General features: G+C 69.8%; 29 protein-coding genes and 2 tRNA genes. 12 read left to right on the forward strand and 19 right to left on the reverse strand.

Annotation, left to right across the window (positions count from 1 at the left end):
* Positions 1-43: 43 nt before the first annotated feature.
* Complete coding sequence (locus JT689_RS09475; RefSeq protein WP_010903487.1) at positions 44-1,522, forward strand: heme-binding protein; 1,479 nt, start codon at positions 44-46, stop codon at positions 1,520-1,522.
* 60 nt (positions 1,523-1,582) lie between these two features.
* Here JT689_RS09475 and JT689_RS09480 read toward each other — a convergent pair whose 3' ends face one another.
* Positions 1,583-1,753, reverse strand: a complete 171-nt coding sequence (locus JT689_RS09480) for a hypothetical protein (RefSeq protein WP_205251067.1) — start codon at positions 1,751-1,753, stop codon at positions 1,583-1,585.
* Between the two features lie 37 nt (positions 1,754-1,790).
* Positions 1,791-2,849 (reverse strand): aldo/keto reductase, encoded by a 1,059-nt coding sequence (locus JT689_RS09485; protein ID WP_205251068.1) that lies wholly within the window; start codon positions 2,847-2,849, stop codon positions 1,791-1,793.
* 88 nt (positions 2,850-2,937) lie between these two features.
* Between JT689_RS09485 and JT689_RS09490 the strand changes: the two genes are divergently transcribed.
* The 4 genes from JT689_RS09490 to JT689_RS09505 are packed head-to-tail and all read left to right on the forward strand — an operon-like array spanning position 2,938 to position 5,085.
* The gene (locus tag JT689_RS09490) at positions 2,938-3,192 is read left to right on the forward strand and encodes a hypothetical protein (RefSeq protein WP_205251069.1); all 255 of its coding nucleotides are present in this window, start codon (positions 2,938-2,940) and stop codon (positions 3,190-3,192) included.
* Complete coding sequence (locus JT689_RS09495) at positions 3,189-4,103, forward strand: acyltransferase (RefSeq protein ID WP_205251070.1); 915 nt, start codon at positions 3,189-3,191, stop codon at positions 4,101-4,103. The genes JT689_RS09490 and JT689_RS09495 overlap by 4 nt, the downstream gene beginning before the upstream one ends.
* Before the next feature lie 26 nt (positions 4,104-4,129).
* Entirely contained in the window at positions 4,130-4,375 is a 246-nt protein-coding gene (locus tag JT689_RS09500; RefSeq protein WP_010903491.1) for a zinc ribbon domain-containing protein, read from the forward strand.
* Positions 4,372-5,085: a hypothetical protein gene (locus JT689_RS09505; RefSeq protein ID WP_205251071.1), complete on the forward strand. Its 714-nt coding sequence runs from the start codon at positions 4,372-4,374 to the stop codon at positions 5,083-5,085. The genes JT689_RS09500 and JT689_RS09505 overlap by 4 nt, the downstream gene beginning before the upstream one ends.
* A 40-nt stretch (positions 5,086-5,125) precedes the next feature.
* Here the strand turns inward: JT689_RS09505 and JT689_RS09510 are convergent, their stop codons facing one another.
* Both JT689_RS09510 and JT689_RS09515 read right to left on the reverse strand, forming a co-directional pair.
* Positions 5,126-5,518 (reverse strand): hypothetical protein, encoded by a 393-nt coding sequence (locus JT689_RS09510; RefSeq protein ID WP_205251072.1) that lies wholly within the window; start codon positions 5,516-5,518, stop codon positions 5,126-5,128.
* A gap of 107 nt (positions 5,519-5,625) precedes the next feature.
* Positions 5,626-5,696, reverse strand: a tRNA-Gly gene (locus JT689_RS09515).
* 130 nt (positions 5,697-5,826) lie between these two features.
* On the opposite strand from JT689_RS09515, the gene JT689_RS09520 reads away from it, so the two are divergent.
* Positions 5,827-6,633, forward strand: coding sequence for an NAD+ synthase (locus JT689_RS09520; protein WP_010903494.1), 807 nt, complete (start codon positions 5,827-5,829; stop codon positions 6,631-6,633).
* Here JT689_RS09520 and JT689_RS09525 read toward each other — a convergent pair.
* Positions 6,630-7,304: an enoyl-CoA hydratase/isomerase family protein gene (locus tag JT689_RS09525; protein WP_205251073.1), complete on the reverse strand. Its 675-nt coding sequence runs from the start codon at positions 7,302-7,304 to the stop codon at positions 6,630-6,632. The two genes, JT689_RS09520 and JT689_RS09525, sit on opposite strands and share 4 nt — an antisense overlap.
* 59 nt (positions 7,305-7,363) lie before the next feature.
* On the opposite strand from JT689_RS09525, the gene JT689_RS09530 reads away from it, so the two are divergent.
* From JT689_RS09530 to JT689_RS09540, 3 genes are all read left to right on the forward strand, one after another.
* On the forward strand, positions 7,364-8,029 hold the full coding sequence (locus JT689_RS09530; RefSeq protein WP_012289417.1) for a hypothetical protein: 666 nt from the start codon (positions 7,364-7,366) through the stop codon (positions 8,027-8,029).
* A gap of 45 nt (positions 8,030-8,074) precedes the next feature.
* Positions 8,075-8,146, forward strand: a tRNA-Thr gene (locus JT689_RS09535).
* A gap of 138 nt (positions 8,147-8,284) precedes the next feature.
* Entirely contained in the window at positions 8,285-8,521 is a 237-nt protein-coding gene (locus JT689_RS09540; protein WP_010903497.1) for a hypothetical protein, read from the forward strand.
* Here JT689_RS09540 and JT689_RS09545 read toward each other — a convergent pair.
* Positions 8,518-9,087 carry a response regulator gene (locus JT689_RS09545; protein ID WP_205251905.1) on the reverse strand — a complete coding sequence of 190 codons (570 nt, stop codon included), beginning with the start codon at positions 9,085-9,087 and terminating at the stop codon, positions 8,518-8,520. The genes JT689_RS09540 and JT689_RS09545 overlap by 4 nt on opposite strands.
* A gap of 26 nt (positions 9,088-9,113) precedes the next feature.
* Entirely contained in the window at positions 9,114-10,634 is a 1,521-nt protein-coding gene (locus JT689_RS09550; RefSeq protein WP_205251074.1) for a PAS domain S-box protein, read from the reverse strand.
* Between the two features lie 353 nt (positions 10,635-10,987).
* Here JT689_RS09550 and JT689_RS09555 point away from each other — a divergent pair, with 353 nt between their 5' ends.
* Both JT689_RS09555 and JT689_RS09560 read left to right on the forward strand, forming a co-directional pair.
* Positions 10,988-11,755 (forward strand): DUF6517 family protein, encoded by a 768-nt coding sequence (locus JT689_RS09555; protein ID WP_205251075.1) that lies wholly within the window; start codon positions 10,988-10,990, stop codon positions 11,753-11,755.
* An 81-nt stretch (positions 11,756-11,836) separates the two neighbouring features.
* Positions 11,837-12,310 (forward strand): hypothetical protein, encoded by a 474-nt coding sequence (locus JT689_RS09560; protein WP_205251076.1) that lies wholly within the window; start codon positions 11,837-11,839, stop codon positions 12,308-12,310.
* A gap of 14 nt (positions 12,311-12,324) precedes the next feature.
* Here the strand turns inward: JT689_RS09560 and rdgB are convergent, their stop codons facing one another.
* From rdgB to JT689_RS09610, 10 genes are read right to left on the reverse strand one after another with little or no spacing between them, the layout of a single operon-like run.
* On the reverse strand, positions 12,325-12,879 hold the full coding sequence (rdgB, locus tag JT689_RS09565) for an RdgB/HAM1 family non-canonical purine NTP pyrophosphatase (protein ID WP_010903503.1): 555 nt from the start codon (positions 12,877-12,879) through the stop codon (positions 12,325-12,327).
* A 40-nt stretch (positions 12,880-12,919) separates the two neighbouring features.
* On the reverse strand, positions 12,920-13,201 hold the full coding sequence (locus JT689_RS09570) for a DUF5808 domain-containing protein (protein ID WP_010903504.1): 282 nt from the start codon (positions 13,199-13,201) through the stop codon (positions 12,920-12,922).
* Positions 13,202-13,248: 47 nt separating this feature from the next.
* The gene (locus JT689_RS09575) at positions 13,249-14,847 is read right to left on the reverse strand and encodes a bifunctional N(6)-L-threonylcarbamoyladenine synthase/serine/threonine protein kinase (RefSeq protein ID WP_010903505.1); all 1,599 of its coding nucleotides are present in this window, start codon (positions 14,845-14,847) and stop codon (positions 13,249-13,251) included.
* 8 nt (positions 14,848-14,855) lie between these two features.
* Entirely contained in the window at positions 14,856-14,990 is a 135-nt protein-coding gene (locus tag JT689_RS09580) for a 30S ribosomal protein S27ae (RefSeq protein ID WP_010903506.1), read from the reverse strand.
* A 1-nt stretch (position 14,991) separates the two neighbouring features.
* A complete protein-coding gene (locus JT689_RS09585; RefSeq protein WP_010903507.1) occupies positions 14,992-15,300 on the reverse strand; it encodes a 30S ribosomal protein S24e in 309 nt (102 codons plus the stop codon).
* A gap of 55 nt (positions 15,301-15,355) precedes the next feature.
* Complete coding sequence (locus tag JT689_RS09590) at positions 15,356-15,889, reverse strand: DUF359 domain-containing protein (protein WP_012289421.1); 534 nt, start codon at positions 15,887-15,889, stop codon at positions 15,356-15,358.
* Between the two features lie 5 nt (positions 15,890-15,894).
* On the reverse strand, positions 15,895-16,092 hold the full coding sequence (gene spt4, locus JT689_RS09595) for a transcription elongation factor subunit Spt4 (protein WP_010903509.1): 198 nt from the start codon (positions 16,090-16,092) through the stop codon (positions 15,895-15,897).
* The gene (locus tag JT689_RS09600; protein WP_010903510.1) at positions 16,093-16,665 is read right to left on the reverse strand and encodes a DNA-directed RNA polymerase; all 573 of its coding nucleotides are present in this window, start codon (positions 16,663-16,665) and stop codon (positions 16,093-16,095) included.
* Between the two features lie 3 nt (positions 16,666-16,668).
* Positions 16,669-17,052, reverse strand: coding sequence for a hypothetical protein (locus tag JT689_RS09605; RefSeq protein ID WP_010903511.1), 384 nt, complete (start codon positions 17,050-17,052; stop codon positions 16,669-16,671).
* Positions 17,053-17,056: 4 nt separating this feature from the next.
* A complete protein-coding gene (locus tag JT689_RS09610; protein WP_010903512.1) occupies positions 17,057-18,301 on the reverse strand; it encodes a translation initiation factor IF-2 subunit gamma in 1,245 nt (414 codons plus the stop codon).
* A gap of 122 nt (positions 18,302-18,423) precedes the next feature.
* Between JT689_RS09610 and JT689_RS09615 the strand changes: the two genes are divergently transcribed.
* Complete coding sequence (locus JT689_RS09615; RefSeq protein ID WP_205251077.1) at positions 18,424-19,404, forward strand: DUF5787 family protein; 981 nt, start codon at positions 18,424-18,426, stop codon at positions 19,402-19,404.
* A 5-nt stretch (positions 19,405-19,409) separates the two neighbouring features.
* Here JT689_RS09615 and JT689_RS09620 read toward each other — a convergent pair whose 3' ends face one another.
* Positions 19,410-20,231, reverse strand: a complete 822-nt coding sequence (locus JT689_RS09620; RefSeq protein WP_205251078.1) for an MBL fold metallo-hydrolase — start codon at positions 20,229-20,231, stop codon at positions 19,410-19,412.
* Positions 20,228-21,544, reverse strand: coding sequence for an ATP-binding protein (locus JT689_RS09625; RefSeq protein ID WP_205251079.1), 1,317 nt, complete (start codon positions 21,542-21,544; stop codon positions 20,228-20,230). Before JT689_RS09625 ends, JT689_RS09620 begins: the two co-directional genes overlap by 4 nt.
* Between the last annotated feature and the right edge of the window lie 16 nt (positions 21,545-21,560).

Genomic DNA, 21,560 nt, shown 5'->3' on the forward strand with positions numbered 1-21,560 from the left:
TGCTTTGGGAAAACCCTTCTACGCCCGGTTCGAACGCCGATGTATGGCAGACGCTCCGCCGACAGACGAGGGATGGTTCGTGCTCCACGACTGCTACACCGTGGACTGGGATGCATGGCGTGACGCGCCGGAGCGGGATCGGACGGCGGCCCTCGACGACGCGGCGTCGTTCCTCGCGGACCGCGAGGCGCTTGCGGACGCCGACGAGGGCGAGTCGGGCGTGTTCTCGATCACCGGACAGAAAGCGGACCTGCTGTTCGTGCACTTCCGGGAGAGCCTCGACGAACTGGATCGGATCCAGCGGGCCTTCGAGCAGACCGCGTTCGCCGAGTACACCGAGCGCGCGCACTCGTACGTCTCCGTGGTCGAGATCTCGGGGTACACCGCGCCCGACTACTTCGAGGACCCCGACTCCGTCGACGACGGGCTCCGGCAGTACTTCGAGAGCAAGCTCACGCCGGAGATCCCCGACGACACGTACGTCTCGTTTTACCCGATGAGCAAGCGCCGCCAGCCCGAGCAGAACTGGTACGACCTGCCCATCGAGGAGCGCGCGGAGATGATGGACGTCCACGGCGACCTGGGCAAGCAGTACGCCGGGAAGGTCAGCCAGGTCATCGCGTCCTCGGTGGGCCTCGACGACATGGAGTGGGGGGTGACGCTGTTCGCCGACGACCTCACCGACATCAAGGACATCGTCTACGAGATGCGCTTCGACGAAGTGTCCGCGAAGTACGGCGCGTTCGGCGACTTCTTCGTCGGCCGCCGGTTCCCGCCCGCGGATCTGCCGGCGTTCATGGCCGGCGAGAGAGTGCCCGCCCCCGAGGGCGGGGCGGACGCCCACGGTGAGGGCGAGCGTACGCACCACCACGGTGACTCCGACCACCACGACGGCGACGACGGCGAACAGCACCACCACAGCACCGGCGACGAGGCCGACGACGGCATCCGCGGCGAACTCGCCGACGAGGACATCTACGCCGGCCAGCCCCACGGCGAGGACGTCTACGCGACGGTGCTGTACTCGGAAGCCGGCGCCGACGACCTCTTCGAGGAGGTCGAGGGGCTGCGGGGGAACTTCGAGCATTACGACACGCACGTGAAAACCGCCGTCTACGACGGCCACGAGGCCGACCGGCGCGCAGTGGTCTCCATCTGGGACACCGCCAGCGCCGCCGACACCGCCGCCGGCTTCCTCGCCGACCTGCCCGAGGTCGTCGAGCGCGCCGGCGAGGAGTCCGGGTTCGGCACGATGGGCATGTTCTACGAGACCAAGCCCGAACACACCGCGGAGTTCGTCGAGAAGTTCGACACCGTCGCCGGCGTGCTCGCGGACATGGACGGCCACTTCGACACCGATCTGATGGTGAACGTCGAGAACGACGACGACATGTTCATCGCCAGCCAGTGGCGCTCCCAGGAGGACGCCATGGCGTTCTTCCGCAGCGACGACTTCGGGGACACCGTTGACTGGGGTCGCGACGTGCTCGCGGACCGCCCGCGCCACGTCTTCCTCGCGTAAGGAACCGCGCACCCCGACCACTGTCCGGGTGGTACCCACGGGAGCACTCGACAGCGAGCGTCAGGAGACGATCCGGTGGAGACCGATCACCAACAGCATGTTGACCGCGACCGTGCCGGCCGGCAGGAGGTCCAGGCCCGCACTCACGTAGAGGAGCACGAGGGCACCGAGGGCCAGCCGGTCGGCGGCGGACAGCGACCGCGGTGTGACTTGGTCGGTGGAGTCAGGCACACCGGGCGTTCAGTCCCACACAGAATATAGGTTGGGATCAGTCGGCCGATCCGAGGATGCCTGCGTCCCGGAGATCGTCGCCGTCGACGCTCGTGCGGTAGTCTTCTTTCTCCATGCCGTCGAAGCGGTCGACGCCGAAGTTGTCCGCGTAGAGCTCCGCGACGCGCTCGCGCTCCGCGTCGCTGATCGCGGGCGTCTCGGAGGCGCTCGCCCACGCCTCGATGTCTGCTTTCGAGCGGAACGTCGGCGTGACGGTCGCGACCTCGTCGAAGCTCAGCAGCCACTGGATGGCCGCCTGCCCCATGGTGCGCTCGCCGTCGCGTTCGAGGAAGCGCAGCGCGTCGACTTTCTCCCAGCCGGTCTCGTACCACTCCTCCGGGCGGAACCCGCGGTGGTCGCCCTCGCCGAGTTCCGTGTCGGGGGTGACCTGCTCGTTCAGGAGGCCCGACGAGTGCGGGACGCGGGGGATCAAGGACGTGGCCGCGCCCTGCTCCCGGACGGAGTCGACGAAGTGGTTGTGGACGTCCTGTTCGAGGACGTTGCCGACGTACTGCACGGAGTCGAAGGCCGCCTCGATGGCGTGATCGCCCTCGGCGAGCCAGCCGATCGAGGGGCCGAGCGCGACGCCGATGGCGTCGGCACGGCCGTCCGCGCGGAGGTCGTCAAGCAGATCCAGGACATCGGGCGTGAGTTCGTCGACGTCCGGGTTGTGCAGCTGCAGTACGTCGACGTGGTCGACGCCGAGGCGGTCCATGGACTTCTCGACGGCGTCCCGGAGGTAGTCGACGCCCATCTCCTTGGGGAGTTCGCCGTGGCCGGCCTGCGGGTTGTTGTAGAAGTCGTAGCCGACCTTGGTGGCGACGGTCATCTCGTCGCCGTGCTCGGCCAGCGCCTCCCCGAGCAGCTCCTCGCTGCGGCCGTGGCCGTAGACGTCGCCCGTGTCGAAGTACGTGATGCCGTGGTCGAGGGCGTACTCGACCATCTCCAGGGCGTCGTCCTCGTCGCGGTCGCCCCACCAGTCCGTGCCGACGACCCATGCGCCGAACCCGACTTCACTGACCTCAACGCCGGAGTCACCGAGCTCCCGATGTTGCATGTGTCAGGGTTGGGTGTTGTGCCACTTAGCGCCGACGGTTCCAGCGACAGGGATACGGTTTCGTCGCGTGAATTCGACAGCCACGAGCATGGACGACGCCCTCCAACGCAGGCTGGACCGACTGACGGTGCTGGGAGTAGGACCGCTCGTCGCGGTGGTCTCGCTCGGACTCACGACGGCCGGGGAGGAGTCCCTCGTGTCGCTGGTCAGCGTGCTCGCGGTCGCCGGCGTCGCCGCGGTGCTGCTGTCGTCAGCCACCGACTGGCTCCCAGCGAGACCCGTCGCGGCGGCAGCTTTCGGGACGAAAACCACTATGCCGCTGGCGGCCCACGGAACGGCATGACCAAGCGACACGTCTCGCTGCCCGCGGACGCCAAGGACGTTCGTCGGGCGTTCGTGTCGGGCGTCGACGAGCGGCTGTCCGCCGCGGAGACGCCCGACGAGCTGGCCACGGCCGTCACGGGGACGCTCGCGGACCTCCGCGGCGAGCGGGACGCCTACGAGGCCTGGCGGGACGGCGACGACGTCCGGCCGGCCGCGACGGCGCGGCTGGCAACCCTCGACCCCCGGAACGCCAGCCTCGAATCGGAGTATTACGCCGAGAAAGACGAGGCGGCGTTCGCGCGCTCGAAACCCCTGCAGTGGCTGTGGCGGCAGTTCGACACCACGCCGCTGGCGGACAACGTCGACGTCGCGCTCCCGTTCCGCCGGATGCTCGCGGGCCACCTGTTCGCCGGCGTCGGCGAGGACGTGCGGCTGTTCAAGGGCATCACGATGACCTACGGCCACAACATCGAACTCGGTGACAACGTGGTCGTTCACGACGGCGTGCACCTCGACGACCGCGGCGAGGTCGTGGTCGGGGCGCGGGCCAGCGTGAGCGACGGCGCACACCTCTACACGCACGACCACGACGTGGTCGACCAGACCGACGTGACGAACTACCGCACCGAGATCGGTGCCGACGCGCGGGTGACCCAGGGCGCGCTCGTGCGGGCGGGGGTCCGCGTTGGGGAGAACGCGCTCGTCGGCTCCCGGTCGGTCGTACAGGGCGACGTGCCGGCCCACCACATTGCGGTCGGGAGCCCCGCGGAGAGCGTGCGCGTGAAGCCGGGGTGGGAGCCGGTCGCCGCGCCCCTGGATGCGGGCGGCGAACGCCGGCAGGCCGAGCGCCGACTCGACGACGCGGTGCCGGCCGACGCCGCCGTGTACGACGAGTTCCAGCGGGACCGCTCGCCACCGGGCGAACGCTAAAGAGCCTGGCCGTGGTAGCACGGCGCATGGAGTGGGCGCCATTCCTGCTCGCGATGGTCGTGGTTGCGGTGCTCCAGATCGCGGTGTGGCGGCGCATCCAGCGCGGCGACATCGGTGTCACCGAGGTGGCACCACAACCCCCGGACCGGGACGCCAACCAGCGCGCGGACGACGACCCGACCCCGACCGCGGCGACGTGTCCGGCTTGCGGCACGGAAAACGACTCCGGATACGACTTCTGTCGGCGCTGCGTGCGGTCACTACAGCCGTGACCACAGGAGTCGCGATCAACGTCGCCGCGAACACGAACCAGCCGGGGTTCCGCGGGCCGCTGCGAGCCGACGGCTCGTTCGTCTACGTTCCCATCCCCGAGCCCGAACCGACCGCCGGCTCGGTGCCGACGTACGCCGACCTCGATCTCCCGATCACGGTCCCGCCCGACCTGCAGGATACGCCCGTGCACCTCGATCCGTCGTTCGCCGAGTACCCGTGCTGTGAGCGGTACACCTACGGCGACCCGCATGACCTGAAAGCCCGGCCGCTGCTGGAACTGTCGGCCGGCGACGACGTCTACTTCTACGGCACGCTGGACACCCCCGACGACCCCGCCGCCTGGATGGCGTCCGACTGGGGGGCGTACCTCATCGGCGAGTTCGCGCTCGCCCGCGACCCGCTGCCCGGCGACGAGTACGCAGCCCTGTCGGCCGACGAGCGGGCGGCGTTCGCGGGGAACGCTCACTGCTACCGTGACCCCTTCGACGCCGCGGTCCTGCTCGCTGGCGACCCCGACGCCTCGCGACTGTACGACACTGCGGTCCCGTTGAGCGGGGCGCAGGGCACTGAAGCGAACCGAGCGGTCACCGAGTGGTCGGCGGACTCCGGGCGGGGGCCGTGGTGGCGTCGCCCCCTTCGATACGACACCGCCGGAGCCAGCCGCCTCCGCGAGTGGATCGAGCGTGACACGTATCCCGCGGTGCGGTGATCGCCCCCAGTCTCGGCTGCCCCACGGCAGCCGTGCGCGGCTACCTGACGGACGCCTCGACGGCCACCCCGTCGCGGCGCTCGTAGCGGTTCGCGTCGGTGAGCGCGAACACCCGCAGTTCGACGACCAACCGGCCGGCGTCGAGTGTCGCCCGCAACACCGGGCCGCGGCCCGTCACGACGACGTACGGCGGTGCTGCCACCGGCTCCGCTGGCAGCTCGCCGCCGGCCGCCGCCACGGCCGCGGCAAGCACCCCGGGCAGCGACGCAAGCACGCCGCGGTCGGTGAGCCGCGACTCCAGGGCCGCGCCGAGTTGGGGGCCACTGGACGCGGCGGCTGCGTCGACGGCGTCCGCAGCGGCCCCGACGGCCGCGAGCACGTCGGCGTGAGCGGTGCACACGTGCTCGCGGGCAGCGCTGGCGTCAACTGCCATGGTGATCCTCCCAGCGCCCGCGACAAGAGGGTTCCGGCGTGGGCGACCGCCACAGCCACAGCTATCGGGTGTCAGTCGGCGCCCGGCAGAACCGGGCGCGTGAAGGATGCGCTGGCCGGGAATTGAACCCGGGCTATGAGCTTGGGAAGCTCATGTCCTACCACTAGACCACCAGCGCGCGCCGCGCTCGAACAGCGGTGATCCATCGTTGACTGTGGTGGCACTTCAACGTAGCGTTTGGCGGACGCCGGCGTGTGGACGAGTGACTAGCCGCGGGGATTTTACTGCTCGGGCCAAACCTAGAGACGATGAGCGCCCCAGACACCGTTTCGCCACTCGACCTGCGGTTCTCCGCGGCCGAGCTCGCCGAGCGCCGCGACCGCATCCAGTCGTTCATCCGAGACACCGTCGCGGCGGCGGGCGCCGAGCGCTGCGTGCTCGGGCTGTCCGGCGGCATCGACTCGACGACCGTTGCACACCTCACCGTCGACGAACTCGGTGCCGACGCCCTCCACGGGCTCGTGATGCCGGGCGCGGTGTCCCGCGACCAGAACATGAGCGACGCCGAGCGGGTCGCCGAGGACCTCGGCATCGAGTACGACGTCGTGGAGATCGATCCGTTCGTGACCCAGCTGACCGACGTGTTCCCGGACGCGGCCGGCGACGAAGTCGCGGTCGGGAACGCGCGAGCGCGGACGCGCGCCGTGATCAACTACTTCGTCGCGAACCACGGCGACGGTGTCGTACTCGGGACGGGCAACCGCGCGGAGGCGATGACCGGCTACTACACCAAGTACGGCGACCAGGCCGTGGACTGCAACCCCATCGGGAACCTCTACAAGATGCAGGTGCGGCAGCTCGCCCGCGACCTGGGCGTGCCCGAGGACCTCGTGACGAAAGCCCCGACCGCGGAGCTGTGGGCCGACCAGACCGACGCAGGGGAGCTCGGCGTTGACTACGACACCATCGACGCCGTGCTCGCGGTGCACGTCGACGGCGGCCTCCCAGCGAGCGCGACGGCCACCCACCTCGACATCGACCCGTCGGTGGTCGAGACCGTCCGGGACCTCTACGGGGCCAGCAAACACAAGCGCGCGATGCCGCCGGCCCCCTAACGCGGCTCCGCGTGGAGTCGGCCGAACGCCGCGGCCTCCCGTTCGTCGGTCGCCGCTTGGCTGCCGTTCTGGCCCAGCAGTGCCTGCAGCGCCCGCAGCGCGTCGGGGTCGTTGGCGGCGATCTCGTCGGCGACCGCGCGCGGGTCCTCGACGATCCGGGACACCAACCCCATCGCACGGGCGTCGGTGGCGTCGACGGTGCGCCCGGACAGCGAGAGGTCGGCGGCGTGCGTGGTGCCGACCGCCTGCCGGAGGCGTCGCGTGCCGCCCCACGCGCCGAACAGCCCGAGCGTCACGCCGGTCTCGGCGAACGACGCGGCCGGCGTGCAGACGCGCACATCACAGGCGAGCGCGAGCTCCACACCGCCCCCGCGGGCTGGACCGTCGACCCCCGCGACAACCACGGCGTCGGCGTCCACGATGGCGTTCATGGTTCGCTGGCCGCGGCGGGCGAACGCCGCCCCCGTGTCGCCGTCGAGGTCCGCGACGACATCGAGGTCCGCGCCCGCGCAGAACGCCGTGCCGGCTCCATGCAGGTAGACCACCGGCTGGGAGGCCGCGGTCACTGCGTCGGCCAGCGCCGTCACCCCCTGGCGGGTGAGCGCGTTCCTGGCGTCGGGCCGGTCGAGTGTGATCTCGCGGACGGCGTCGCCGTCGGTGATCGAGAGCATGCCAATACGTGGTAGTACTTTCCAAAGGTCTTTGCCGTTCGCTCCGCTAGGCGGGTGTGATGGAGGAGGCCGAACAGGCACGTGCAGCCGCCAGAGAGGCCATTACTGACGTTACGCCGGACGGGCTCCAAACAGTCATCGACGACCACGTGGTGTCGTCGTCGATGCTTCCCGGGGTGTTGACGCTGCTGAGCGCGCGTGTCGTCGACGGCGCTGTCGACGAGCACGCCATCGCCCAGCGCGCGGCCGGCGTGCAGCTCATCTACGACGGCCTCCGGGTGACGCGAGGCCTCGTGAGCGCGGAGCCGTGGACGGCGGCCGACGCACCCGACGACCCCGGCGACGACCTCGACATTCTCGCCGCGGACGTGCTGGTCGCCCGGGGCTTCCGGCTGCTGGCGCGCACGGAGGCCGCCGACCAGGCGGTCGAAACAGTGCGGGCGTTCGGCCGCGAGCAGACCGACAGGCACGCCGACCGCGCGCCCACCGACCGCTGCCTGGAGGCCAACGTCTTCGAGTTGGCGGCCATCGCGGGCGGGTCCGCGACGGGCAGCGACCCGCCGGTGGCGCTCCGGCAGTATCTCGTCGGCCTCGCGGACAACCACGGCGAGCCGCTGCCGGCGGCCGCGGACGCGCTCCCCGAGCGCGTCGCGGAGATCATGGCGCGCGTCGGCTCCGTGCAGTCCGACGATCGTGTCGGCACGCCGCCAGGTATCGAGCGCTGAATCGAAACGCATAAAGTCACTTCCGGACCTTCAATCGTAATGCGTGCCTGGGTAGCTTAGCGGTAAAGCGCGTCCTTGGTAAGGACGAGACCCCGGATTCAAATTCCGGCCTAGGCTTTTCCTGCGGGCGACGAAGCGAGTGCGTAGCCGTGGCTCTGGACCCACCGGCTCCGGGGACGACGTGCAGGTCTGGGACCTCGTGAGGTGACACGCCGTCGTTGAACGCTCAAGTGTGGGGCTGACGTACCCTCGGATATGGACGCCGAAACTGTCGAAGCCTACAACGGGAACACGGTGGAGATCGCGCCCCAGCGGCCCCTGGAGTCCGGCGGCGCGCGCGTCGAGGTGACCGACGCGGACGGCACCGAGTGGGAGCTGGACGTCGAGCGCGACGGCAGCTACGAGGTGGTGGCGTCGTGGAACGCGGACGGCGACCTCGCGGACGTGGCGGTGCCGGCGTACGTCGAGGATCTGCTGTCGCGGCTCGGCTAGAAGAGGCGCGCGAACTCGTCGCCCAGCGCGTCGGTGGACGTGCCGGCGGCGTCGAGTGCCGCGTCGGCGGCCTCCGACAGCGTGGCTTTGCGCTCGCGGAGGCGCTGGTATTCGTCGTTGTCCGCGAGCGCGCGCTCCGAGAGCTGGGCTTCCAGGGTGGCGAGTTTCTGCGTGACGCGGTAGAGTTCGTCGATGGAGTCGTCGTACTGGTTGAGCGTGCGCAGGCGCGCAACCACGTCGTGGAGGGTGTCGCCGTCGACGGGCTTCTGGATGTACTCGTCGAAGGGCATCTCGACGATGTCGAAGTCGGGGTCGATGCCGGTCACCATCGCCACGCGGATGTCCAGGGCGCGCTCGCGGAGCGCGGCGAGCACTTCGTCGCCGGTCATGGTGGGCATCTGGCGGTCCAGCAACGCGACCGAAACGTCGCCGTCGGCGGCCTCCAGTGCGGCCGCTCCGCTGGTGGCTGTGCGGACCTCGTAGTCGTCTTCGAGCCAGAGCGCGAAGGCTTCGGCGACGCGTGGTTCGTCGTCGACAACGAGGACGACGGGCTCGGTCGAGCGCATCTCGGACTGGTCGGGGTGTGTCTCGGTCATTGTGTGTGGATCGTGAATCGCGCGCCGCCGCTGTCGCTGGTGGTTGCGTCGATCGTCCAGCCGTGTGCGGTGGCGATGTCGCGGACGATGCTGAGGCCGAAGCCGGTGCCGTCGGTGTCGGTCGTGTATCCGTAGTCGAACAGCTGTGCGGTGTCGGTGTCACCGAAGCCGTCGCCGTCGTCGGCGACGAAGAACCCGCCGCTGTCAGCGCCGGTGAGCGCGCCGACCGTGACCGTGACGTCGTCGCCGCCGTGTGCGACGGCGTTCCCGAAGAGGTTCTCGAAGAGCGTGCGCAGGCGCTCGGGGTCGGCGTTGAGCGTCGGCAGATCCGGGGCCGTCGACAGTGACGCGGTGGGTGCGCCGGCCGTCGACCACGCGTCGGCGGCGACCGACGCGACGGGGACGGGTTCGGTTTCGCCGACCGTCTGGCCGTGTTTCGCGAGCGTGAGTACGTCCGCGATGAGCGCGTCCATGCGGTCGAGGGCGGCGGTGAGATCCGTCAGCGCGTCGTCGTCGCCGGCCTTTGCGAGTGCGACCGTGGCGCGGGCGGTCTGGAGTGGATCCCGGAGGTCGTGGGAGACGATGCTGGCGAACCGTTCGAGCTGTTCGTTCTGCCGTTCGCGTTCGGCTTCGCGCGTGGCGCGTTCGAGTGCGGCTTGGGTGTTCGCGGCGAGCAGTTCGATGAGGCGGCTGGTGTGGTCGTCGAACGCCACGTCGTCGGTGTCCCCGACGAGGAGGACGCCGTGCTCGCCGAGCGGGGCGGCGTACTCGGCGGTCATGGGGCCGTCGGGGTCGTGGACGGGGGTGGTGGCGTCCGCGTCGGCGTGGTAGACCGCCGAGTCGTTGGTCTCGAAGGCGTGCCAGGCGAGCGAGCCCGCTGAGAGGGCGGGTGGGTCCGCGAACAGCGCCGCCGCGGCGTCGCTTTGCGCGACCGGTCGGAGCACGCCGGTGGCGTCGTCACACCGGTACAGGGACGCCACCGGGAAGCCGATGATGTCGACGGCGGCTCCGACCACGTGGTCGCCGATGGCACCGGGGGTGCGGGCCTGCATGAGGGTGTGCGTGATGTCTTGGAGCGATTCGAGCGTGGCTGCGTAGGCTTTCTGGCGGGAGACGTCGCGCATGATCCCGGAGAACGCGCGGACCCCGTTGTGGACGTGTTCTTCGAACGTGATGGACAGCTGGATCTCGTGGCCGTCGGCGTGCTGGCCGGGCATTTCGATGGCGTTCCAGTCGAGTCGGCGATCCCCCGTTTCGAGGTAGTGGTCGACGGCGTCGAAGTGGGCGTCGTGGAACCGCGGTGGCATGATGGTCGTGAGCGAGTCCCCGATCAGGTCGTCGGGGCGGTAGCCGAGGACGCGGTGGACGCCCTGGTTGGCGTACCGGATGGTGCTGTCGTCGTCGATGGTGACGATCGCGTCCGAGCCGTGTTCGACCAGCGAGCGAAAAAACCCGGCGTCGTCGACGAGCGCGTCGAGACCGGTATCAGTGTCGGCGGACGGCCCGGGGGCGGCCATGGGTGGAGTGGGTGCTGGATGGTTGTAAAGTTACGGACAGCGGTGCGTGTCGATGCAGTCGTCGCCAAAAGCGGGAGTGGGAGAGTGTTGGACGCGCGGGGGGAGGGAGGGGGTCGCGCGTCCGCTTGAGTCCTACACTGCGACCCCCCATAAATCCACGTCAGACAGACGACAGCCCAGAGTCTGAAATACGCGAAATACGGGAAGACAGCCGCGTGAGAACGTCAGCGATCGGACTGGAAATACGACGAAATGTAACTAAACGTATGTATCGGTGGGTGATCGTAATGTACAGCCACACCGGCAGCTAAACTGGCCACAACATGCATACAGCCGAACCCCCGACGCGGTGTATGCATCGTCGCAGCTTCATCGGGGGAGTGAGCGCTGCCGGGCTGGGCATCCTGGGGGGATGTTCGGCTGCGGTGGGGACCGTCGCGCCGCCGGACGTGTCGAGCGACGCCTTGGACGCGGGCGGCTGGGAGCGTGCCGACCGCAGCGAAGAGACCGTGTTCTCGGAGTCGTACGGCCCGGTCGAGGTGGCGGGGAAGGCGGTCACGCTGACGTACCGGAACGCCGAACTCGCGGCCGCCGTCGCCGAGGACACCGGCGGGCGGGTCGACGCCACGCTCGGCGTCTTCACCGCATCACACATCAACTTCGACCCGCCACTGAACGACTTGCCGGGGAACGTCGGCCGCGCGGAAGTCCTCGACAAAACCACGGCACAGGCCCGCAGCCAGTTCCGCCGGCGCATGCGCGACCGCGGCGTGACGAACATCACCGAGACCGGCGTGGAGACGCTGACGACCGCAACCGGTCGAGAGCCGGCGATGGCGACGTTCCAGGGCGACTACCGGGTCGGTGACATCGAGTACGAGACCGGCGGCGACACCGTCACCATCGACGCCGGAGGCATCGCGGTTGCTGGGGACCTCGCGGTGTGGAACGAGGGCGACGACGTCGTCGTTGCCGGGGGCGCGTACCCCGCGCAGAACTACACCAAGACGGCGACCCGAGAGCTCTCGGACGCAATCACTATCACCATCGACATCGATCTGGGATTAACGCCCGCCGACTACCGGGCGAACGTGCGACAGCTGATGGCCACAACACAATGACAGCCTGGCAGACCCTCTTCGAGCGCGGCGCCGACGCCGACGTATCGCGCGCTGACATCCACGCGGAACTCGACGCACGCCGTGGCGAGTAACCCCGACCCCGCGGCGGTCGCCGCCGACGCGGACGTGCTCGCCGCGGACGTGTTCGTCGACGGGCACGCGCGCGCCGCGCTGGACGTGGTGCGCGCCCACGACTGGGTGACACTGGTCGCCAGCACGCCCCTCTTGGACGACGCCCAGGCGGTGATCGCGGCCCTGGGTAGTGACGCGCTCGCGGCCGACTGGCGGGGCCGCATCGCCGACCGCGTCACCACCGTCGAACACCCCGAGGGCGACCAGCCCGCGCTCGCGGCCGCCATGCGCGGCGGCGCCGCCCACGTGCTCACCCACGACGACGACCTCCAGTCGGCGGCCACCGGCGCGGCGCTCGCCGGCCGCGTCTCCGTGAGCGTGAAATCACCGCGGGCGTTCGCCCGCCTGTTCGATCCGGCGTCGCTGTACCCGGTGGTCGTGGGCGGCGACTACCCCGGTCCCGACCGCGACCCACGCGCGTAGTCCGCCCGCCCGGCTCAGTCAGCCCGCTCGGCGAGCCAGTCGGCGAACGTCGCGAGCGCGCGCCCGCGGTGGCTGAGCGCGTTCTTCCGGTCCGTGGGCATCTCCGCGAACGTCGTCCCGTCGTGTTCGAAGATCGGATCGTAACCGAAGCCGCCGTCGCCCCGCGGCGCAACCATCGTCCCCTGGACGGCCCCGGTGAACGTCTCCACGGTGTCGCCGTCGGTGTACGCCACCACGCACCGGAACGCGGCGTGCCGGTCGTCGAGATCGCTGGCGAGTTCCCACACGCGCTCGATACCGAGCGTGTCCTCGACGTACGCCGAATACGGCCCGGGGAACCCCGACAGACCGCGCACGAACAGCCCCGCGTCGTCGACGATAACCGGGGTGTCGTCGTCGGTCTCCCGGTAGGCCTCTCGGGCGCCGTGCGTGGCGATCGCCGCCAGGTCATCGGACTGGAGTTCCGCGTAATCGTAGTCGAGTTGCTCGACCCGCCGGAGGCCGTCGAGGTAGGACGCGGCTTCCTGTACCTTCCCGCTGTTCGTCGTGACGAACCGGAGCGTAGACATGTACGCCAGCGGTGGGGCTGCGGGGAGAAGATGGCGTCGGTTAGTCGTCGACCACGACTTCGACGGCGTCGTCGACGGCCGACTCGGCGTCCTCACTGGCGGCGTCGCTGCCCTGCTGTTGCCACAGCAGAACGCCCGCGACGCCGAGCACGATCCACGACCGCCAGTTCGCGAGGTTCAACGTGTACCCGATCCCGAACGGCTTCTCGACGAGCATGCCCTCGCCGGGCTGCCAGTACGCCGACAGCATCGCGGAGAGTTTCGGACGCTCGAAGTTGTACGGCACACCGAACAGGCTGCCGCTGGTGGGTTTCTCGACCATACGCCGTCTTCGGCGGCGGCGGACATATCAGTTTGGGAGCGCCCGGACTACGCCGTCTCGGGGTCGTCCTGGTAACGCCCCCGGCCCTCGACGGCGCGCAGCTGGTCGAGCACGCGCCCGCTGGCGGCGGCCTCCTCGTAGGCGTCCTCGAAGGCCGCAACGAGGGCGTCGGCGTCGGCGGCGGTGCCGACGAGGCTCTGCTCGAAGACGTGGCAGTCCATGGCGTAGTCCTCGACGGCGTCGGTGTAATACCCCAGCCCGAAGTCGATGAGGAACGTGCGCTCGGCGCCGACGCGCACGTTGCGCGTGGTCGGGTCGCCGTGCACGAACCCGCCGTCGTGGATGGTCGCGAGATGCCGGCCGACGGCGCGAACGCGGGCGGGCGAGAGCGCGTCCCGGAGGTCGGCGTCCCCGACGTGCTGGAGCGTGATCGTCGCCGCGGGCACGTCGACGTCGCGGACGAGCGGCGTCGGAACGCCCTGCCGGCGGGCGTCGCTGGTCAGTCTGGCCTCCAGGACGGTGCGGTCTCGGCGCAGGCGGTCGTCGAGGCGGTCGTGACGGTAGGCCTTCGGCGCGCGCTCCTTGATCACGGCGTCGTCGGCGAACGTGACGGTGGCTTCGGCGCCCTGGCGCACGGCGTCGGCCCCCGGGTCGCGTGCCGGCGACTCGGGGTCGCGCCACGTCACCGACACCTCGTCGGGGCGGAACTGGGAGTTGATCGCGGAGTCGGCCACGGGGATCGTCGCCCCGGCGGCCGCCATCTTCGCGCCGAGCACCGCGATCATGCCCGCGTTGTCCCGCAGGAACCGCGGCTCGGGCGCGTGAAACGACGCCCCGCGGGCCGCACACATCGCTTCGAGCATCCCCCGCAGCCGGTCGTTCTGGCCGACGCCGCCGCCCAACACGAGTTCGTCCCGGCCGGTGAGCGCGAGCGCGCGCTCCGCGACCTCGGTCAGCATCGCGAACATGGTCTCCTCCAACCCCCGGCAGACGTCGGCCACCGGCACGCCGTCGTCGACGGCGTCTTTGGCGGCGCTCATGATCCCGGAAAACGAGAAGTCCATGCCCTTCACCACGTAGGGCAACGCGGTGTACTCGCCGTCCCGGGCGTGCGTTTCGACTTTCGGCCCGCCGGGGTGCTGCCAGCCGACGTGGCGCGTGAACTTGTCGATGGCGTTCCCGACGCCGGTGTCCATCGTCTCCCCGAGCACGCGATACCGGCCGTTGCGGTACGCCAACACGTGGGCGTTCGCGCCGCTTGCGTTCAGGCAGACGGGCTGCTGGAACCCAGACTGGTGGCGGCCGATTTCGAGGTGCGCAACCATGTGGTTGACGCCCACGAGGGGCACGTCGAGAGCCTGAGCGAGCGCGCGCGCCGCCGATCCGACGATGCGCAGACACGGCCCCAGGCCCGGCCCGCGGGAGAACGCGACCGCGTCGATGTCGCCGTCGGCCGCCCCGAGCACCGTCTCGATGACTGCGGGGATCGCCTCCCGCATGTGTTCGGCGGCCTCGCGGGGATGAATGCCGCCGCTGTCGGGCTGGTACGCGTCGGATTCGATGACGACAGAATCAGCAGCAGCGTCGGCGTCGTACAGCGCCGCGCTCGCACACCACGCTGTCCCTTCGACGCCGAGCACGCGCATCTATACCGTTACTCCCACTCGGTGTACCCGCAGCGCCCACACACCTGGCGGTCGTCGTGGGCCGCGAGGAACGTGTCCCCGCAGCGCGGGCACATCTCCTTGTCCGTCGTGCCGTCGTCGCTGTAGTAGTCACCGCGCGCCATTTTACTCGGCCTCCTCGGCGTCGGCGTCGTCGGCGCCGATCTTGTTTCGTTCGAGCATGTGATCGTGTTCGACCTCGGCGGCCTGGGCCGGCGAGTCGTACACCTTCGCCCGGCCACGCGTCTTCCGCATGCCGAACTTCGTGTCGAGCTCGTGCACGACGACTTCCTCGGAGTCTTTGTCGAGCTTCGCCGCGAGACTGTCGCGCACGGACAGCCGCGACGGAGTGGCGTCGTCGTGCACGATCTTGAACTGGACGTCCGTCCGGTGAAGCAGGGGATTGTCCTCCTGCCCCAGAATCTCGATTTCCATGGTCAGTTAACACGTACTTGCGCGGGAAATCTGTAAAAGCATTTCGAACGCCGCATCAGTCCACGAGTCGCCAGAACGCCGCCGTCGTCTCCAGGCGGTCGGCGCGCTCGCGCATCTCCGCGCGCCCCGCGTCGGTCACGGGCACCCGCACCATTCCCTCGCCGGGCTGGCCGTACACCACGGTGGCGTCGGCGGGCGCCGCCAGCACTGCGGGGACAACAGCGAGATCCTCCTCGCCGTCGACGGACACCACGGTGGCGTCGGCGTCCGCGATGGCGTCGACGAGCGCGCGCACCAGCGACACCGACACCGTCCCCGGCTCGCTGGCCACGGTGAGATCGGGCTCCGGGATCGCGTCCCGAACGGCGGGCCGAACGGCGTCACGCTCGGTGCGCCCGTCGACGACCGCCACGGCCGGCGTCTGCCCGGCATCGACGAGGTGGTACGTCACCACGTCACCGACCGCAATGATCGGGGGCGTGGCGTCCGCCAGCAGCGCCGCCGCGTCCGTGTACACGGGCCCGATGGGGGATTTGAACGCGTCCCGAGCGTCGGCCGGCAGCGTCGCCGCTGCGTCCGTCTCCGACACCGTCCTCACCGAACCTTCAGCGCGAACTCGCCGGCCTCATGCACTTCCATCTTGTCCGCGATCTCCGAGGTGTCGGGGTGGGTGATCACCACGTAGCCCGCCCAGTCCTCGGTGAGACTGTTCGACGAGCAGTACGGACACATCTCCTCGTCGGGCTCGACGATCCGGTGGCAGTCGTGGCACGCGAGGCGATTCGACGCCATCTACTCGCCCTCGCTTGCCGCGTCGGCCTGCTCGCGGTCGGCCTGCAGCCAGCCGTGCTTTCCGAGGCCGGGCTGTTTCGCTGTCAGGCCGATCTTCGACTCCCGGGGGTTGCGCTCGTCGATGCTCTTCGTGACGATGCGCGCCCGCACCGAATCACCCGTTCCGAGCACCTGATTCGACTCCCGGGACGCCAGCTGCTGGTTCTCCTCGTCGAACGCGAGGTATTCGTCGCTGATCTGGGAGACGTGCAACAGCCCGTCGACCGGGCCGATGCCGACGAACGCCCCGAAGCTGACGACTTCGACGACCTCGCCGTCGACGACCTCCTGCATCTCGGGTTCGAACGTCACCGCGTCGAACTCCGCCTCGTAGTAGACGCCCGGACGGTTCGGCAACACCGCGCCCTCACCGAGGTCGTGGACCTCAGTGACGGTGACGATGCTGCCGACGTCTTCGTCCATGCGTCCTTCGAGTTTGTCCTGTAGTAGCCGCTTCACCAGGTCCGGACCGACAGCCCCGAGATACTCGGGGGGGACCTCTATCGTGTCTTTCAGCCGTGCTCGCTTGTACATCTTCTATGGTCGAGTGATGGTGAGTTGCGTCCGGCCCCGTAAATGAATTACCGGTGTGCCCGCGTCGAGCACGCGCTCTTTCAGGGGGCCGTCGTTCGTCACGACCGCGTCCACGTCCTCACTCACCGCAAGCGCGTGGAGCGCGTCGTCCGCATACGATACGTCTGTCCGGAGCGTGCCACACCGGTCGGTCGCCAGATCCACGCCGACGCTGGCCGCCGACGCCGTCTCTCCCGCGCCCGCCGCGAGCGCCACGAGCTCGTCGTGGACCGCCTGGGGGACAACGGCGTCGTAGTCGCCGAGCAGCCGGTCGAGCTCCTCGAAGAGCCGGAGCGGCTGCGTGGCCGGCAACAACAACGCGTTGGTGTCGATGGCGACCGCCTGCATGCGTCTACTCGGACTCCGTCAGCGTCCCGACGCCGATGAGTCGCCAGCGCGCGCCGACGCGACGGTTGATCGCGATCTTCGCGCCGGCGGGCGCACAGACGGGCCGCTTGAGTGCGACCTCGCACTCGCCGTCGCGCGCGCTCGTCACCGAGCCGACGGTGGTGGCGGTGCCGACCGTGAGCATCAGCGGCTCACCCGTCGAGATGTCGTCGATCTGCTCGCCGTCGGCCGCGCCGACGAGCCGCTCGAGCAGATCCACGTCCATCTCGAAGGACTCCCACGTCGGCGGCAGGCTGCCGGGCGGCCCGGCGACCTGGCCGGCGAGCGCGTCGCCTTTCGTCAGGCTCGGGTCGAGGCCCGTGCCCACGCCCAGGAGGCCACCGGGGCTGGCGCTGTCGACGTCCTCGCCGCCGGCCTGGAGGCTGCGGACGTCCGTGGTGACCGGCCGCCACTCCGTCTTCCCGCCTTCCTCGACCTCGCGGCCGGGCCGGAGTTCGAGTTCGTCGCCGGCTTCCAGTTCGCCGTCCACGAGGCTGCCGCCGATGACGCCGCCGAGGAGGCCGCCCCACTCGGTTCCGGGGCGGTTGATGTCGAACGATCGCGCGGCGTACAGCAGGGGATCGGCGCTCGGGTCGCGGTCGGGGGTCGCGATCTCCGTCTGGAGGGCGTCGATAACGAGATCGACGTTGATCTCCTGTTCGGCGGAGACCGGGACGACCGGCGCGTCCTCCGCGACGGTCCCCTCGACGAACGCCTGGATCTCCTCGTAGTTCTGTCGGGCCTCCTCGGCGTCGACGAGGTCGACTTTGTTCTGTGCGATGACGATGTTCTCGATGCCGATGATGTCAAGCGCCATGAGGTGCTCCTCGGTCTGGGGCTGGGGCACCGGCTCGTTGGCACCGACGACGAGCACCGCGCCGTCCATCAGTGCGGCGCCCGACAGCATCGTCGCCATCAGCGTCTCGTGGCCGGGGGCGTCAACGAACGAGACTGTGCGCTCGATTTCGGTGGCGGTGTCGTGCTCGGGGCACGTCTCCGCGACCGTGTAACACTCCGGTTCGTCGCAGTCAGGGCACCGACGCAGCGTGGCGTCGGCGTACCCGAGGCGGATGGAGATCCCGCGTTTCATCTCCTCGGAGTGCTGGTCAGTCCACTCACCGCTGAGTGCGCGGACCAGGGTCGTCTTGCCGTGGTCGACGTGGCCGACCAGTCCGATGTTCACCTCCGGTTGACGGTGTTCGTCTGCCATGTTCACAGAGTAATCTTGCGTGAATTTCGCCCCGAGCGACTGATAAACCTACTGTTACGGAGTCGTCGCCGGAACCCCATGGGCAACGGTTTCCCGAACGGGTGCCGTACGCGGGGGTAGCCGTGCGAGAGTACGCCTTCGAACTGCGGCTGTGCGCGCACCTCGAAGCCGACGGAGTGCCCGGCGTGGGGGAGGCGGGCGTCGTCGCCCGGCAACTCGGGACGAGCGTGCACGCCACCGGCGGGCGCATCGTGGACGCCGTCTGCGTGCTGCCGGGGCCGGCGTTCGACGCCCGGATGGCGCTCACCAGCGACACCATCCCGCGTGCGGTGCTCGACGCGCCCGTCCCCGTCGGGACGTACGAACGCGTGACACGGGTGTTCGACGGCCCGCCGGAGCGCGCGCGAGCGGTCGCCGACGCGGGCGCCGAAACCGGGTTCCTGGACGTGACACGCCGGGACGGCCAGCAGGTCGTCCGCCAGCCCACACGCTACCCGGAGTGGATCGGCGGCCTGGTCGGCGTGGAGAACAAACCCGACCTGGGGCGGCCGGGCGGCCTGTCCCGCCAGCTGCGCCACGACGCCAGCCTCGGCGTGCTCGACTACGCCGTGGTGGCGACCGAATCACACGTCACTGGCGCGCACCTGAACCGGCTGCCCGACGCGGTGGGGGTGTGGCGCGTGGATTTCGACCGCGAGCGGCCGATCCGGATCGTCCGGGAGCCCGAGCGCCTCGACGCCGCCGGCCCGGGCCTGGAGGTGCTCGACGAGCACGCGGCGCGCACCGACGTGCGGCCCGTGAGTGGCGCGGCGAAGGCGCGCCAGCGGCGACAGATCGCCGAGCGCGCGCACGGCAAGGGGTGGCGGACGTTCGACCTGCCGGGCTGCGCCCGTGCGTCGACCGGCGACGGCGATGTCACGCTGCCGTACTGCGAGCACTTCGGTCGGGTGGTCGACCCGGCACGCGAGTGTGGCACCGACTGCCCGGGGTTCGCCGACGCGGATCCGCCGGCGGTCGCCCTCGACGCCGAGCGCGAGCGCCGAACGCGCTGGGAGCGCGACGCCGGTGGCCGCCACCGGCAGGCCGGCCTCGACCAGTTCTGAGCCGGTCAGAGGCGGATCGTCTCGCCGTCGACCGCGATCTCGTCGGCGAACGCTTCCTCGACGGGGTAGTAGTGGGCGGCGTGGACGACCCGCGTCCGGTCGGCGTCGAGGTCGTCGCCGAGCGCGAGCGCGCCCTCTCTGGTCATGTGTTTCGTGCCGAACGTCCGTGGGACGCCGTCGGCGTCGGGATGGCGGCCGCCTTTCGGGTGGTGGTGGGTGAGGTGTGCCGGCACGATGCCGTCGGCCACCAGCAGGTCGGGGTCGCGCATCGCGTCCCGGGACGCCTCGGGGATCGCGTACGTGGTGTCCCCGGAGACCGCGAGTTTCGCGCCGGCGCGCTCGACGACGACCCCGTAGCAGAGCAGGGGCGGGTGGTCGACCGGAACCAGCGTGACGTCGAAGCCGGCGGCCGCAAACGAGCGGCGTGGGGCGACGCCACGGAGGGCGATGCTGTCGAGGTAGTCGTACTTCCCGGCGACCGTCTCGGCGACCGACTCGCCGGTGGTGGGGTCGGTGTCGGTGGCGGCGTACACTGGGAGGTCGTCGAACAGCCGGTAGGCGTTCCCGAGGCCGTCGAGGTGGTCGAAGTGCACGTGCGTGACGACGCCCGCGTCGGGCAGCGACGGGGCGTCCGTGCGGAGGAACTGGGCGCGGAAGTCCGGGCTGAAATCGATCAGCAACGCGTCCCCGGACGCCTCGTCGGCGACGTGAACGGAAAACCGGGTGCGTTCGACGCCGCGCTCGCGGGCGGCCTGACAGGTCGCGCAGTCACAGCCCGGCGTCGGCGTGCCCGTGGTGTCACCGGTCCCCAGCAGCGTCACCTTCATTCCGGATTGGGAGCTGGATGGTCGTCGTGGGTGTGGTCGCTGTGGGTGTCGTCGAGGGCGTCTTCGAGGGTGTCGAGGTTGCGGAGGTGGTCGCGGTCCTCGAACTCAGAGATGGCGGCCATGAGGTCGTCCTGTGTGAGTTCCGTGCGGTCCTCGACGAGCGCGTCGAGGACGGCTTCCCGGAGCACCAGCCGGAGGTCGCTGCCGGTGAGGCCACTGGTTTCGGCGGCGAGCGCGGCGGGGTCGAAGTCGGCGATGTCCACCTCGCTGGTGACCAGCGAGATGATGTCCGCGCGCATCCCCTCGTCGGGCCGCGGGAACGAGAGGATCTCGTCGAAGCGCCGCCACGCCGCCGCGTCGAGCTCGTCGGGGTGGTTGGTCGCGCCGATGAGCAACACGTCATCGGTGACGAGGCTGATCTCGTCGATGGACTTCAGCAGCGTGTTGACCGCGCGCTTGATGGCGTTGTGCTCGTCGCCGGTCCGCGTGGTGGCGACGAAGTCGAACTCGTCCATGAAGAGGATGCACGGCGACAGCCGTTTGGCCACCTCGAAGACTTTCTCGACGTTTTTCGCGGTTTCGCCGAGATACTGGCTGGTGATCATCGAGAGTTTGACCTCGACGAACGGCAGGTCGAGTTGGTGGGCGAGCCCGCGGGCGGTCGAGGTTTTCCCGGTGCCGGGCGGCCCCACGAACAGCAGCTTTCCGACCTCGTTGAGGCCGATCGTCGCCAGGTAGTCGCGGTGCTCGATGGCCTTCGCGACCTTCGACATCTCCGCTTCCTGGTCGTCGGTGAGCACGATGTCGTCGAGGGACACCGTGAGTTCCGCCGGCGACCGCACGTCCACGAGGTCGAGCATCTCCTCGTCGTCCTCGTCGAAATACTCCTCGAGCAGCCCGTCGATCCACTGCGGGTCGGCCTGAACCGGCCGGTTGGCGTCGCGGGCGGTCTCGTAGTCGACGCCGAACTCGTCGCCGAGCACGAACGCCAACACGGGGTTGGCGCTGATGCGGTCGGCGGCCGCGCGGTCGACGAACCAGTCGATCGCCATGTCGTCGTCGACCAGCGTGATGCTGCCGGCGAACGCGTCCCGGTCGGTGAACATGAGCTCGGACACCGCCTCCCAGGGGTCGGCGATGCCGGTGGCGTCGCGGGTTGCGTCCTCGGTGGTTTGTGGCGGTCGGGGGACGCCGTCGTCCCCCCAGAGCGCGATCCGGTGCGCCGGTGGCAGGTCGTTCTCGTCTAAGTCCTGGTGGCGGTCGTAGACGCGGGCCGTCAGCAGGAACTCCACGACATCGAGAGCCTCGGTCACTACCCAAGAACTACCG

It is taken from the genome of Halobacterium sp. GSL-19, assembly GCF_016917855.1.
GTDB lineage: Archaea > Halobacteriota > Halobacteria > Halobacteriales > Halobacteriaceae > Halobacterium > Halobacterium salinarum.

What these genes read in the sequence shown, in the direction of transcription:
- JT689_RS09475 (WP_010903487.1), top strand. Translation starts at nt 44, where the DNA reads ATGGCAGACGCTCCGCCGACAGACGAGGGATGGTTCGTGCTCCACGAC.
- JT689_RS09485 (WP_205251068.1), bottom strand. Translation starts at nt 2,849, where the DNA reads ATGCAACATCGGGAGCTCGGTGACTCCGGCGTTGAGGTCAGTGAAGTC.
- JT689_RS09490 (WP_205251069.1), top strand. Translation starts at nt 2,938, where the DNA reads ATGGACGACGCCCTCCAACGCAGGCTGGACCGACTGACGGTGCTGGGA.
- JT689_RS09495 (WP_205251070.1), top strand. Translation starts at nt 3,189, where the DNA reads ATGACCAAGCGACACGTCTCGCTGCCCGCGGACGCCAAGGACGTTCGT.
- JT689_RS09500 (WP_010903491.1), top strand. Translation starts at nt 4,130, where the DNA reads ATGGAGTGGGCGCCATTCCTGCTCGCGATGGTCGTGGTTGCGGTGCTC.
- JT689_RS09510 (WP_205251072.1), bottom strand. Translation starts at nt 5,518, where the DNA reads ATGGCAGTTGACGCCAGCGCTGCCCGCGAGCACGTGTGCACCGCTCAC.
- JT689_RS09520 (WP_010903494.1), top strand. Translation starts at nt 5,827, where the DNA reads ATGAGCGCCCCAGACACCGTTTCGCCACTCGACCTGCGGTTCTCCGCG.
- JT689_RS09525 (WP_205251073.1), bottom strand. Translation starts at nt 7,304, where the DNA reads ATGCTCTCGATCACCGACGGCGACGCCGTCCGCGAGATCACACTCGAC.
- JT689_RS09530 (WP_012289417.1), top strand. Translation starts at nt 7,364, where the DNA reads ATGGAGGAGGCCGAACAGGCACGTGCAGCCGCCAGAGAGGCCATTACT.
- JT689_RS09540 (WP_010903497.1), top strand. Translation starts at nt 8,285, where the DNA reads ATGGACGCCGAAACTGTCGAAGCCTACAACGGGAACACGGTGGAGATC.
- JT689_RS09545 (WP_205251905.1), bottom strand. Translation starts at nt 9,087, where the DNA reads ATGCGCTCGACCGAGCCCGTCGTCCTCGTTGTCGACGACGAACCACGC.
- JT689_RS09550 (WP_205251074.1), bottom strand. Translation starts at nt 10,634, where the DNA reads ATGGCCGCCCCCGGGCCGTCCGCCGACACTGATACCGGTCTCGACGCG.
- JT689_RS09555 (WP_205251075.1), top strand. Translation starts at nt 10,988, where the DNA reads ATGCATCGTCGCAGCTTCATCGGGGGAGTGAGCGCTGCCGGGCTGGGC.
- rdgB (WP_010903503.1), bottom strand. Translation starts at nt 12,879, where the DNA reads ATGTCTACGCTCCGGTTCGTCACGACGAACAGCGGGAAGGTACAGGAA.
- JT689_RS09570 (WP_010903504.1), bottom strand. Translation starts at nt 13,201, where the DNA reads ATGGTCGAGAAACCCACCAGCGGCAGCCTGTTCGGTGTGCCGTACAAC.
- JT689_RS09575 (WP_010903505.1), bottom strand. Translation starts at nt 14,847, where the DNA reads ATGCGCGTGCTCGGCGTCGAAGGGACAGCGTGGTGTGCGAGCGCGGCG.
- JT689_RS09580 (WP_010903506.1), bottom strand. Translation starts at nt 14,990, where the DNA reads ATGGCGCGCGGTGACTACTACAGCGACGACGGCACGACGGACAAGGAG.
- JT689_RS09585 (WP_010903507.1), bottom strand. Translation starts at nt 15,300, where the DNA reads ATGGAAATCGAGATTCTGGGGCAGGAGGACAATCCCCTGCTTCACCGG.
- spt4 (WP_010903509.1), bottom strand. Translation starts at nt 16,092, where the DNA reads ATGGCGTCGAATCGCCTCGCGTGCCACGACTGCCACCGGATCGTCGAG.
- JT689_RS09600 (WP_010903510.1), bottom strand. Translation starts at nt 16,665, where the DNA reads ATGTACAAGCGAGCACGGCTGAAAGACACGATAGAGGTCCCCCCCGAG.
- JT689_RS09605 (WP_010903511.1), bottom strand. Translation starts at nt 17,052, where the DNA reads ATGCAGGCGGTCGCCATCGACACCAACGCGTTGTTGTTGCCGGCCACG.
- JT689_RS09610 (WP_010903512.1), bottom strand. Translation starts at nt 18,301, where the DNA reads ATGGCAGACGAACACCGTCAACCGGAGGTGAACATCGGACTGGTCGGC.
- JT689_RS09620 (WP_205251078.1), bottom strand. Translation starts at nt 20,231, where the DNA reads ATGAAGGTGACGCTGCTGGGGACCGGTGACACCACGGGCACGCCGACG.